8 protein-coding genes and 2 pseudogenes are annotated in these 12,342 nt (G+C 50.5%); 5 read left to right on the top strand and 5 right to left on the bottom strand.

What is annotated here, in order from left to right; all coding sequences use genetic code 11:
- Both H7A81_RS20795 and H7A81_RS20790 read left to right on the top strand, forming a co-directional pair.
- Nucleotides 1–377 (top strand): EAL domain-containing protein (locus H7A81_RS20795; protein WP_182058591.1); only part of this gene is annotated, 377 nt, incomplete at its 5' end.
- 675 nt (nt 378–1,052) lie between these two features.
- On the top strand, nt 1,053–1,631 hold the full coding sequence (locus H7A81_RS20790) for a hypothetical protein (protein ID WP_182058590.1): 579 nt from the start codon (nt 1,053–1,055) through the stop codon (nt 1,629–1,631).
- Between the two features lie 244 nt (nt 1,632–1,875).
- On the opposite strand, the gene H7A81_RS20785 is transcribed toward H7A81_RS20790, so the two are convergent.
- Both H7A81_RS20785 and H7A81_RS20780 read right to left on the bottom strand, forming a co-directional pair.
- Entirely contained in the window at nt 1,876–3,429 is a 1,554-nt protein-coding gene (locus H7A81_RS20785) for a diguanylate cyclase (protein WP_182058589.1), read from the bottom strand.
- 505 nt (nt 3,430–3,934) lie between these two features.
- Complete coding sequence (locus H7A81_RS20780; protein WP_034823397.1) at nt 3,935–4,249, bottom strand: hypothetical protein; 315 nt, start codon at nt 4,247–4,249, stop codon at nt 3,935–3,937.
- A gap of 2,371 nt (nt 4,250–6,620) precedes the next feature.
- Here H7A81_RS20780 and H7A81_RS20775 point away from each other — a divergent pair.
- Nucleotides 6,621–6,809 carry a hypothetical protein gene (locus H7A81_RS20775; protein ID WP_039328806.1) on the top strand — a complete coding sequence of 63 codons (189 nt, stop codon included), beginning with the start codon at nt 6,621–6,623 and terminating at the stop codon, nt 6,807–6,809.
- A gap of 212 nt (nt 6,810–7,021) precedes the next feature.
- Here H7A81_RS20775 and H7A81_RS20770 read toward each other — a convergent pair whose 3' ends face one another.
- Together H7A81_RS20770 and H7A81_RS20765 are read right to left on the bottom strand one after the other, a co-directional pair.
- Complete coding sequence (locus tag H7A81_RS20770) at nt 7,022–8,194, bottom strand: glycosyltransferase family 4 protein (protein WP_182058588.1); 1,173 nt, start codon at nt 8,192–8,194, stop codon at nt 7,022–7,024.
- A 543-nt stretch (nt 8,195–8,737) separates the two neighbouring features.
- Complete coding sequence (locus H7A81_RS20765) at nt 8,738–8,875, bottom strand: hypothetical protein (protein ID WP_156138039.1); 138 nt, start codon at nt 8,873–8,875, stop codon at nt 8,738–8,740.
- A 325-nt stretch (nt 8,876–9,200) separates the two neighbouring features.
- Between H7A81_RS20765 and H7A81_RS28030 the strand changes: the two are divergent.
- Nucleotides 9,201–9,924: pseudogene (locus tag H7A81_RS28030) on the top strand (YdiY family protein); the annotation flags it as partial.
- A 494-nt stretch (nt 9,925–10,418) separates the two neighbouring features.
- On the opposite strand, the gene H7A81_RS20755 reads toward H7A81_RS28030, so the two are convergent.
- Nucleotides 10,419–10,715, bottom strand: a complete 297-nt coding sequence (locus tag H7A81_RS20755; protein ID WP_304622199.1) for an EAL domain-containing protein — start codon at nt 10,713–10,715, stop codon at nt 10,419–10,421.
- 1,535 nt (nt 10,716–12,250) lie between these two features.
- Here H7A81_RS20755 and H7A81_RS27780 point away from each other — a divergent pair.
- Nucleotides 12,251–12,342 (top strand): annotated as a pseudogene (locus H7A81_RS27780) (DUF1275 domain-containing protein); the annotation flags it as partial.

Raw genomic sequence — 12,342 nt, 5'->3', positions numbered from 1 at the left:
TTGAAAGCCCGGCGGCGATGCAGGGTCTGGAGATGCTGAAGCTCAGGGGATTTGGCATTTCTCTGGACGACTTCGGCACCGGCTACAGCAATATCAGCTACCTGCGGCGCATGCCGCTGGACGTCATCAAACTGGACCGCACGCTCATCAGCGAAATCTCGTCAGACACCGCATCGCGCATCATCGCGCGTAGCATCATCGCGATGCTGAAGGAGCTGGATTACACGGTGCTGGCAGAGGGGGTGGAGGATGCAGAAACGGTTAACGCACTTACGCAGTACGGCTGCGACCAGGCGCAGGGCTTCTTCTACTCCCGACCGCTGCCGGAAGGTGAACTCGACGAGTGGCTGGGCTGGAAGCTGCGTGGTCAGTGCTGACAACGGCCGCGCAGGAATGAGCTACCCTGCTGACGGAAGGCTGCCTGGGCATGCACAATGACCTCATCAACATGCCCTGGCTGTGCATGCTGCGCAATGCCTCTTCAGGCGCCTAAAGCTCGGCAATGATACGGTTGCCGGTATTAAGCCGGTAAGCGCGGATGTAGGCAACCGTGCTGATGGTCATTGATGGCGCAACGCGTCATCAGAACAGTCAGTACCAGCTTCAAGGGGAGCTGGATCAGATTCTGCGGGCTACCGAAGTCCGGACTCAACTTGCGACGCCGTTAATAGGCAGCAAAAGCAAAAAAGGGGCACTGACTCAGGGAGATGATAAAAAAGTCCCGTAACCTGACCAGGTATGTCGGGCGGAAAAAGCAAAGAAATTCGCGACAAGGATGATCGCGGGATGACGGTAACATAGATGAAAAAAACATTTAATGATTTGTTTCACTCCTGACGATTAGAGTCTTAACAGTCAGGAAGGTGATTATTAGCATAAAAAAAACCGCGCTGATGGGCGCGGCATAGCAATGCGGATTTCATACTGCAGTTGTTATTAGAATCAGGAGAAGCTTAGTTCGTGTGAACCCTTCGTCAAGGGTGATGACTAGCCTATCTGTAAACCGTGCAGACAGATAACTTTACTGACTGTCATCTGTGGGGGAGCCTCAGATGAATATCCTGCTACACATCAGCTGGAGCGTACAGACGTTAAATCATCGCAGAAGAACCACTGCTACAATAAGCGTTGTAGCAGTGGTTCTCTCAGGATTCAGAGATAATGACTTCTTCTGCTCGGGAAAAATGAAAAGAAAAACGATTTTTATAAAAAAAAGTTATTTACGTGGGAGCATGTGTGCAGTCCGGAACAAAGTACGGCCTGCTGACGTATACTGGCTTAATTGCTGCCAAATTTTACGTTATGTCAGACTCAGGTTTTTTCTCGCACCGCCTGCTGCTTCCCTGACATTTACTGCGTTGCTGGTCCCGCTTAATCCTGGCATCGTACGCCATGAGAACCCTTTTTCCCCTCGCCGTCAGGCGGTAGCGCTCACTGACCCTTCGCCATTCCTCGCCGTAAAAAAATTCGGCCAGCCGCAGTCTTATCAGCGTCGCCATTACGGCAGGCATTATGTCTGCCGGTACCGATTCTCTTTCCTGCATCAGGGAAAGAAGCCGAAAATGCTTCGGAGCCAGTTTTATCATAACCTTTTTACAGTGCTGTTGCTTATCCTGCGAATCAGGTCATAGAGATGCACATTATAACCGCAAAGGCTCTCTCTGTTAATGTATGGCGCTGATTGCAGCAATGCAGTTAAAGAACAGAGTCACTCCTCACACTATTTCCGGTTGCTGAGCATCAAACAACAAAAACAGCGCAGAGGGGTGGCCCTCACAAAGAATTTTACATTGCTCTGGACCTTCATCGCAGGCCCCCAGCGACAGAAATGCTGCCAAAAAAGAAGAGTGCTCATTATCCCTGCTCTTCACGACGTCAGACACTCCAGGGACCTGCTACAATCACCGCGTTACGCCCTGCGCTCTTCGCCTGATAGAGTGCTTCATCTGCCCGGCGAAGCATCGTATCCCTGTCTCCGGCACTGTCTGCCAGCGCGGCTACTCCGGCAGAAACCGTCATGACCCCCACGTACGGGAACGTTGTGGAGCTGACTAATTCGCGGATGCGCTCCGCTGTCCGGGCCGCATCTTCCACTGACGTCCGGGGCTGAAGGACAATAAACTCTTCTCCACCAAAACGGCTGACCACGTCACCCGCGCGGCAGGTCTGCCGCAGCAGGCCGGCAAGGCTTACCAGTACCGCATCACCCGCTTCATGGCCGTACCAGTCGTTGATTTTTTTAAAGTGGTCGATGTCAATGGCTATGACGCACTGAGTTGCGTCATCACGGTTCCTGTCTGCCAGCAGCGTAAAGCCACGGCGGTTGCAGAGCCCGGTAAGCGGATCGCTCATGGCCTCGTCGCTGAGCGCAGCCATGCGAGCCGCCACCGCGTGACGGTGATACTGTACGGCTTCCTTCAGGCTGTCGGCTTCATAATACCAGGCCGGTACCGAATCGAACGACGCTTCACTGCCTTCATTTCGCACCATACCGGCCAGCTTCTCCAGCGGATAGGCAATACGCCCGGCCACCAGGATCACCAGAGCGACCGTCAGGACAATGATCCCCAGAAGGAACCACAGCGCATTTTTTGCGGTTCGCTCCAGGATATCCCGGACTGTTTCAGAGGTTCCTGCAATGAAAATGTTCCAGTCGGTATTATGCAGGCTGGCGTAGCCCGTCAGGAACTTCTGCCCGTCAACTTCCGTGCTGAACCGCCCGCTATCCGTGGTGGCCAGTCGCTTCTGCAACGCTGAGTTCAACGCCATTCTGCTTCCCACTCGAGCCGGGTCGTGACTGAATATAATGAGGCCGTCATTGCTGACGACGGTGACGCTGGATCCGCGGGCGTAAAAATGCAGGCTGAGAATGTCGCTCAGCATGCTCTGCTTTTTGAGGTAGATAGTGCCGCCTATGTAGCCCAGATAACTTCCGTCCGATGTAAACAGAGGCTGCGACAGGAAGATCACGTAGTTACCTGTAGCAGAGGTAAAGGGCGATGAGATAAACGGCTTCTGCGTGGTGATTGCCCGTCTGCTGGCGTCGGAATGCAGCTTAATGCCGATGAGGCTAAGGCTTTCCGGCGAGGTCGCGGCGATAACGGCGTCGCGGTTAACCACCACTACGGTATTAAAAAAGCCCGACTGCAGCCGCAAGCGATCGGTCTCGTCCCGAAGGTGTCCCGGATCGTTAAGCCCCTTAATCTGCCCGGCGCTCCAGGCGAGCTCACGCTGCGCCGTGCTCAGATAACGATCGGTGGTGTCGGCGAGCTTGCGCGCATAGGCGATATTACTCTCAAGCAGGCTGTCCTCAATGTTGCCCTTCTGAAAAATCAGCAGCGATCCGAGCAGCAGGCAGGCGGTCAGTATAACTCCGCCGACGGAAAGTAATATGAGCAACGTACGGAGACGTAATTTACCAGGAAGCATAGCGACCAAAGTCCGCAGGAAGTATTTTTACAATATAACGATAAACCACCTGATTGAAGCCGCAAGTACACCAGTAAAAGGCTGCCGTTTAGAGTGTTAGATAGAATGACCTGTACGATATACACTGCCTCATATGGAAGAAGCTGGCTTCCGGAAGCCATCTCTGAAACGGGCTGATTTCATGTCTGCAAGGTAACCGACCTGATCAAAAGCCCGGTTATCTTAATTTGCAGGAATTTGTCAGGGGCTCAAATCAATGAGATATTACTGACTGGTCTTCAGGCCGAACGTTATGCAACATTGCTGTCACACCTCCACTCCAATTCAAGAGTTGAACCCCGCTCACCGGCTTTGGCGCGCGTCTTTCTGAGAGAAAGTTTTCACTGACCACACAGAAAAACAGCCCGCGCAAACGGGACCTTAGATTAAAGTAGGGATCTTCGGGGGTCTATCTAATGCTAATAAGCGCGATAGCCACTAAGCTTATGAAGCGCCTGAATAGCCATCAAGTATGAGCCGTTCTTTTACCCGAACGGGATACAAGAGCATTTTGCTTGTAGGATTTTATCCTTGAAAGGGCAAACCGGATGACATTAATCCAGTGCGGGTCAGCAGAGATTAAAAGAGACCTCTTAAGAGAGGTGTGCAGCTCACTCCATGTCGCAACTCGGTCTCCGGGATCTAGACCAATCTCTCCGCTCAGATGCATTAGTGCTGCATTTATATCAGATTTGATGATTTGATATTCCTCTCCTGATTGATGCAGACAAGCCAGTCTTTTTATCTGAACTTCATATTCAACCGTAAGTAAACTGTTCATCTGTACCCTCATCTGAATCCCGGAATTAAAGATAAGTATAGGTTAAAGAAACTGTATAAATTAAAATTCCCCAATAGATCCTTTCAAGGCCAAATGTGGTCATTCCAGTAAACCGCGGATCGCAAGGCATGCTGCCTCATGCGCTGATGATGACATTACCTCCCCACGGGACACTTTAATGATCCAGCAACCGGATAAAGGATTTATCTGACCTAAAATCGACTCCGTATTATGTCAGCGATACGGTAATGCTGAACTGTCCGGTGAGAGTTCGCAATATCCTCTGATGTCAGGATACCCAGCAGTTTCTCTTTTCGGTAAAGTGAGATTTCGTACGCTGACAGGATGCCTTCAGCGCAACGCTTATTAGAGCCAGCTGTCATGTAAATCGAATATCCATGACAGCACGTGGGTAAAAACGGTTAAGAAATAAAAGGAAAGCGAAGCCTGAACACAGACAAGGCGGTTTTCCTGATGCGGCCGTTGAAAGTATGTGTAACAAGGAAACCTCCACCGTTACGTTCAACAGAGATAACCTGCGTCATGAGTTTCTTATAAGATGAAAAACTACCAGAGAAATATTTCCCTACCATTTCGCATGGAAGAACGTCATTATAGTTCATAGCTGTCTGATGTGACCTGAATTTCCAGTAACGGGAAATTAATTTTAGCGTAAAGTGGACTTTTTTCACTTCCCGCTCGCAATTTTTCTAATTTAATCACATACGGAGTGCAAAAAACTTCTTTCGACTAACAGGGTCAGACTAAATCTTCTAGGTACAGTAAGGCCTCTCAGCGGGATCAAAAACAAATTGAGTTATTCAATCTGATATCATAATCCCCCCTAAAAGGGGCTGTGACATTCAGAATATGTGACCCGATGAATATATTTGAGAAAGAATATTTTAATTAATTCATGGCTGTCAGGCTTGATAGGTAGCAGAACCTGCAGCTTTCATGATAGGTATAATTATGTGCACTGGCCACAAAGAGTTACTGACCTGCCCGAGTCGGGCTACCTGATGATGATCCCGTCGTGGAAACTTTTTGTTCGGGTTATTCTTTAATGACACAGTTAATCGGCTTGAATCAACCAGGAATTTGTCGACCGGCAAATGACAACCCACCTTGTTGCTGAGAATTGTGTTATTTTCAACATACAGAGTCGTCGACTACTTCAGAGCTATCGCACAGACGGTTCGACGGTCATGGCTGAAAGGTGACGCGGCTGGCCCAGCAAATATTAACCGCCTGCGGGCCTTCCTGAACGTGCGGTTCAGCCATGCGCGAGCGCTAACCTGATTTGTTCCGACGCTTAATAGCAAAAGCTTGCCGGGCTTGCGGCGTTGTATTGTTTAAAGATATTGTCCGAATACTGCTGACGCAGTCATCCCTCTGGATCTGCAGACAATGCGCCCTTAAAATTCAGCAAACGCGATATCAGCGCGTATGTTTTTGAGTTGACTGACCTAAAGATTTGCGTCACTGATTGTACCGCTTCGCTGGAATTTTTACGGGCTCATCCTAATATCAAAATGTCGCTTCTACTTCTCTGTATTTACGGCATACTCCGATTGATCATGATTGGCACCCTATATGCACCCCGGACGCCATCAGTGCCGGGTTTTTTTAATTACGAAACTATCACTTCTGAAACCGCACCAAATCGGCTAATCCATCCAGTAAATTCTTATCATGGAACTTTTCAAAACGCTCAAGTTTATGTTGCTATAATAGCGACGTATTCATATACACACAGCAAGCGTTATGCGTACGAAAAGAGAATTTCTAATTGAACGAATTTTTTACCCGCCTCTGCGCGGGTTTTTTTGTGACTAACGACTGGACTATTCAGGAACCACCTCTATCATAAGAGCGTTCCGGTTCTCCTCGGAATTACCAACATTCTATTGCTATATCAGGCATTTAATTATGCCGCCCGGACTCACTTGCTCGGGCTTTTTTTTGCCCCCAAAACTGTCACATCTGTATTCAGGTATAATCGGGACTTACTGTCTTAAGGATTTCTGATATTTACAATAAGATCCCAGAGTTAACACTTAAATACGTGGTTAATTCTTAATGCTAAAAATCATACCATTACACTAAATTCAGGTTATATAACGTTCTCAGTTTTTTCTAATAGCGTTCCATATCCCTTCAATATGAGTGATGTGATGTTGTACATCACAAACTGCAGTTGAACGCCCGCTCCATTTTCGGAAGCGGTTTATTTTCTTCGTCCAGGCGGCTCAGATTGCAACTTTTGTTGCTGGAAAGTGCATGATGGTAACAAACCAGAGGGTTCGATAGTTAGCCCCAAAGATTGCCCGCGCTTTAACTCACTCGCTGTGCGGGCTTTTTTACTGCTATGGTTTACATTAATTACCGGCGTGAAAGAATCGCCGCATGGGGCGGGTATCTCCGGCGCCGGCATCATCCGGCGTATCGATGTCGCTGGGATGGCTTTCTGCCGCCGGCGCGATCGCTGCTGCTCACCTCGCTGGTGACCGGGCTGACCAGCTTCTGGATGCTGGCCATGCCGCTGCCAGTCATCTAAATTCTTTCTGAGGAGGCTTCCGTGCTGCTCAGTCCGGGGACATCAGGGCTCAATATCCGCACATCGGATGACAGCATGTCTGGCAGTGAAAGGGTCACGGCAGTACTGCACCCAAGGTTTTACGTGCTCCCTGACGACCTGGATGCCATGGGGTATCAGCGTCAGGGCTGTCGCGACCAGAATGAATGCCAGGATCCATCCGGGTACATGCTTCATTTTCTGGTAGGTTCCGGCATTTTTTCTCCCCTGTAAACTGCGTTCAGCCGCTGCTGAAAAAGACGGGGATCGTGCTCTGCGCGTATGCGCCTTAATGAACCTGCTGACTTACTCTCAAGCTGGGCCCTGTTTTTCATGATATCCATAATTATCCTTTTAAGCTGTTCTACCATGCTTATGCGCAGCCGTTGTTTCTCTTCCTCAGACTTTACGCTCAATTCGAACGATCCATTCAGCGGGCAGCGTATCATCCAGCCCGCTTCGTCCGGATTAATCTCCGGTAGCGCCCGGATGTTTGTGGTGATCACCGGACAGGCGCACGCCTGCATTTCAAGGACGGAAAAACCGTAGGTGTCCTGCCACGTGGGCAGCAGCCCGATGTCAGTGGACCGGATAAGCTGCAGTACCGCGTTGTTGGCCAGAGAGGTGAATGGCTGGAAGACCGGCGTTTCGCGGAGCGCTTTTTCGATGCTTCCCCGAAACGTCGCGTCGTCCTGAAAATTTCCGTGCGCCACATTGTGCGTCCTGCTCGTGTCGCCCACGATATTGACACGCACATCGTTCGCGCTGAGCGCGCCTTCCCTGAGCAGCTGACTGAAAGCAAGCACGACTTCAGCGCCTCCCTTCCGGTAAAACTCATTTCCCACAAAGGTAAAGGTCAGCCGGCCTCCCACCGTCTTTGCGATCCTCTCCTGCAGAACCGGCTGAGGGGGATGCAGGACGTGCAGTTTAGGAAGGATAGCCGCCCGCTCAGCCGGAAAGTGCTCAAGTAACTGCAACTGGATTTGCCGGGTGGCTTCCGATATAGCGATGATACCCCTGCAGCCCGGTGAGCTGACATGCCTGAGCTCCCGGGACAGTTCGGGATTGGTGAATTTATCAATCCCCCTGATCGGAAGGACACGGGGCAGTTCGGTTTCAAAGGTTGCCACCCAGCTGCCCGCACCGGTTGCGACTTCATTGAACAGATGAATGATGTCGGCGTCATCTGAGGAGAAAAAGGGAAATGGACGAAAGATAAACAGTTTGTTGCGGCGCAGTAACCTCTGTCTGACAGCGTTGGCCCAGGTCCAGACATTCCTGAGTCGGTAGTCCAGATAGTCATGTAAACCGTCAGTCAGGATGTTTCTTTTTTCAGGGTAACCCGTACTCCCCACGATGATTTTCATATTACCCCCGGCGTGATACAAATCGGCAAAAGATGAACGCAACGTAAATTAACTTCTTATAACGTAAAGATATCTAAATGAGACTTTTGATCAGATGACAATAATTTTCCAGCGGCGGTTTCACATTCAGGGAACATTCAGAGAAATGCCCGAGCAGTGCAGATTGCAGGACAACCCAGTTTAACCCGGGCGCCGGGCCTCTGCCGCGCAGAAAGGCACTTCTTAGGATCAGAATTTTTCAGAAAGTTCTGGCACTGATATTTTTTTCTGGAGGAACACAGTTGAGGCATACAGCCACTACGCAGGGGCCGGAACTAAGTATTCGGGAGGAAGTGATGGGCGCGCGCCGGGAGGGCGGCGTTGCCTGATGACAGAACAGGTGTTTCGCGCGGAAGCGGGTCGGCCAGTTATTTACAGGCGAAATAATGGTGCGGCAACTCAGGGATTAAAGGGTGATGCTACTCACCTGACACATTGATGTTTCCACCCGCAGGGCACTGATGCGCTCTTCTTTACGGGATACCATTTTTCCCATGCAGCTTTTCAGCGCTCCTGCCGGGCGGCGTGCGCTGCAGTTGAGGCACCCGTACCCTCATCCGCTTCATCTCCCTGACGGATGGCAGGCTGGATGGAGAGCCTGTCTGTGACCCGGCTGATGCAGATGGTCGCGCTGGCTGCCATCACCTTTGTTTCTGAGTCAGGGTGGCATCCTAAGTCAGGTAATGGCGCTGCGATTCGGAAGATGACCGGCTCCAGGCACCATCCCGCCGGTCGGATCCCTGAGCCCCGCGCTCATGGCTGCGCTGGGTAACGGACTGACCCGCGTCTGTGTGCCGGTCGTGCTGCTGGCCGAGGTCACGCAATGGCGTGAAGAACCCCTCCCATCTTTATGAAATCCTTAATGATTTTTACGATGCCTTAGCGACTTCCCGCAGGAAAAGATTTTCAGTCCATATAAGCTTTATTTTTTTACATGTGAGCTGATGAATTGAAAGCATTGACCTCAATGCGCGGCATGCCATTGTTTGCCCTGAGCCTTTTTTCGGCGGGGGCCCCGGCCAGCGTCGACATTTTTACCGTTCCTGATGATCCTTCCACGGCTGAAAGTGATTTTGCAGATAACGTTCAGGGCAGCTACGCCCATCAGGGAGGTAATTCCCGTACATCCACCCTTTCTGCTGATTCAACGCTGACCTGGTTTGATAGGGCCACGCTTACAGCCTCTGGAAAGAAGCCTACAACTACAGCTCTGATGACACCCGTTCCTCCGAGAAATATCAGGCGGGCCTGCGCCTGCGGCATAACCTGGACGGCAAAAATTTCCTTTTCGGACAGAACGGGTGGTATGGCGACAGATTCAACGGGTACTGAGGCCGCTACACCACGGTAGTCGGATAAGGCAGGCAGATATTCAGCGGGCCGCTTCATACTCTACGCGCTGAGGCCGGCCCTGGCGTCAGGCATGATGAGTTCACTGACGGAAACGAAACGACCAATGCGCTTCTCTATACTGCCCTCAGCTATTCTTACAAAATCACTGACGCTGCTTATTTTATACAGGGCGTTTCAGTGCTTGCTTCCAGGGATTCCATTCTCAATTCCGAAACCGCTTAAGAGTCGACCAGAATAAAAGGTTCGCCCTGAAAGTGACGTATAATTACACGCACAATTCCATGCCGCCTTTCACGGCGCCGGATAAAACCGACACAAAAACGCAGGTGTCCATTGTTATAACATTCCCTGATGCAGCGATGTTGCATTCCGGAACCGGGACATCAATTTTCGCTCCCCCTGAAGATACCTTATCAAACCACGTGTTCGGCCTGACATCCTGTCTTATACGCTGATAGCTTCTGAGGAGATGAAGATGAGAAAAATGGTTCTGCTGTTACTGGCGTTAAGCTGAATAGTACCACTTTCCGACTGGATATGGCACTGGCGGCGGGCCCGGAGGCAGGCCGGGCTGACGTTTAGCATCTGCGTAATACAGGCTGCCTGATGATGGACGTTCGGCGGGCTTCAGACAGTAAGATTGCTCCCTGAGGCCAGGTTAACTTCAGCAGAGGGAATGATGCAGTACGTTTACCCGCCTTCCGGGGGCACCGCCGAAATCGTCTATGGCAACATGCAGGCCGGCTTTGCGTAACAGGCCGAATTTTTCGGACAGCTATTCTGTCAGGCTGAAGCTCTGACGTTCGGTAATCTCAACAAGCACGTCCAGTCCTTAGAGCTGTGCATGTTCGGTAAACTTCAGTAATTTACGAAAGGTTCCGGGGTTTTCGACGATTTCGGAGGTGATATTTACGGCGAGATAGAGGCCTTTTGCTGACAACATAGCAAAATCCTCCCGCACCTTCTCCAGTAGTTGCAAAGTCAGCTCCCCAATCATTCCACTCTGTTCGGCAAGCGGTATAAAATGCGCCGGCGATGCCTCATTCCCCTTTTTGTTGCCGCACCGCATGAGGATTTCCAGCCCCGCCACCTTTCTGTCTCGTGTACTGATAACAGGCTGATACACCAGGTAAAAGCTTTTTTTTTATACAAGTAGTATTTCAACACAAACCGCGGTGTGTTTATCAGACCGGTGCTGACATAAGTCAACCAGCCCGCCAGGAGGCTGACGGTAAGAACGAAAAAAATAACCGCGCAGCTGTGAAGAAGAAGCCTGCGGATATTCATGGAGTCAGATGAACCCAACACAAAGGGATATTGTGAACTTTTCCAGACATAACCCGAAGGACTCAGCTTCATGAAATCCTGCAGAGTGTAGAAGGCAGCATCGGGGGAAATATAGCGAAGCGCGTCCCGCACAAAATAACCATTAATAGCTACGCCGGTTAAAGAGGCGGACGATCTGAAATAAACCAGGTAAAAATGTATCCGTCCTCCTGTTTCATTGTCGTGTAAAAAGGGACATGGCCTTCTGAATAGGAGACTTTTTTTTCCGGCAGTCGGCCTTCGAGTGATGGGCAACCCTTACCGTGCTCCGATAAGGCCGGACATTTCTTCTCGGGAAAGGAATGAATCCGCCTGGAGCGATGGAAAGTATTCATCCACGTTATTACTGATGTCATTTACCTGACTTCTGCTCTGACTGATAATGCTGTTACGCAACTGCAGCAGGTCATTCATGCTTTTGTCGATCGCTTCCTGACTCGGCGATGGTGTAAGAGTACTCTCACCGGTCTTCAGCAGGCTAATATACTATTACGCCAGTAAGATATCATACCCGTCTCTTTCCGGTTTTGACTGCAGGGTCCGCGGTGATACCGTAATTGATTACTGTACTGACCATGATCTTCTTCCTTAAGATGAAATAAGTCCTCAATGGATATCGGCCCCCACTGCTCAGACTTTGTGCATTTTATGTCAGACTTTTGGAAGCGGACGATCATGCCAGTCCGGGTACCGCAGTGTGCCCGAAAACTGATTGAGGAATACGCTTTTGCGAACTCCAGTGGTAGTTAGCGGCTCCTGTCTTTGCGATGAAGTGGCATTTAAACTTTATGTCAGACCTCTGAAATACTATCGCAGTCACTGGCCACTTTGTAGAAAGCAATCCGGCACGGGCTATAATATCCCCACCATAATGCATTCCCGCGACCTTGAATGGGCTCACGACACAGAAAATGTCATTAACTGCAGTGGCGGCAGGAATACCGACATGACTTTTTCCTGAACTGTGGCAGCACAGAGCCTAATCTTCTGCGTGAAAAACCTTACGTATGGGTGACTGTGGGGCTTATTAAAGCGAGCTTCAGTATGATCTGCGCTGGCGATTTCTGTACGGGAGACGCCATGATGTGGGCTCTTGTTGACCCAAGCATCGCATACTGCGGCGCTTCCGAGGAGCTGAGCCATTCACTACACTGGTAACCGGGCTGGCCAGCGTTTGGATGCTGGCCGTGATACTGCCCGTCGTCTAGACCGTAAAGGCATCCCGGAGGCGGAACGTGCCCCCGGGGAAAAAAAGGCGGTCGCCGGGGTCACGGTCTGATTGCTAACGGCGCGTGATAACTCATAATAAAGCTCCGTTTATTTTCAGGATCTGACTGTATGCTCCTCAGGAGAAAAAAACACCGTACCCACGGTGAGGATCGCCTGCTCGCACTCACGCTTGCCACCACGGCGGGCGTCCTCAACGCCAT

The organism is Pantoea sp. ME81 (assembly GCF_903970985.1).
Classification (GTDB): Bacteria; Pseudomonadota; Gammaproteobacteria; order Enterobacterales; family Enterobacteriaceae; genus Pantoea; species Pantoea communis.
This window is presented reverse-complemented; position numbering and strand designations above follow the sequence as displayed.

Coding starts and splice junctions, on each gene's coding strand:
- H7A81_RS20790 (WP_182058590.1), top strand. CDS start 1,053: ATGAATATCCTGCTACACATCAGCTGGAGCGTACAGACGTTAAATCAT.
- H7A81_RS20775 (WP_039328806.1), top strand. CDS start 6,621: ATGGTTTACATTAATTACCGGCGTGAAAGAATCGCCGCATGGGGCGGG.
- H7A81_RS20780 (WP_034823397.1), bottom strand. CDS start 4,249: ATGAACAGTTTACTTACGGTTGAATATGAAGTTCAGATAAAAAGACTG.
- H7A81_RS20785 (WP_182058589.1), bottom strand. CDS start 3,429: ATGCTTCCTGGTAAATTACGTCTCCGTACGTTGCTCATATTACTTTCC.
- H7A81_RS20770 (WP_182058588.1), bottom strand. CDS start 8,194: ATGAAAATCATCGTGGGGAGTACGGGTTACCCTGAAAAAAGAAACATC.
- H7A81_RS20765 (WP_156138039.1), bottom strand. CDS start 8,875: ATGGCAGCCAGCGCGACCATCTGCATCAGCCGGGTCACAGACAGGCTC.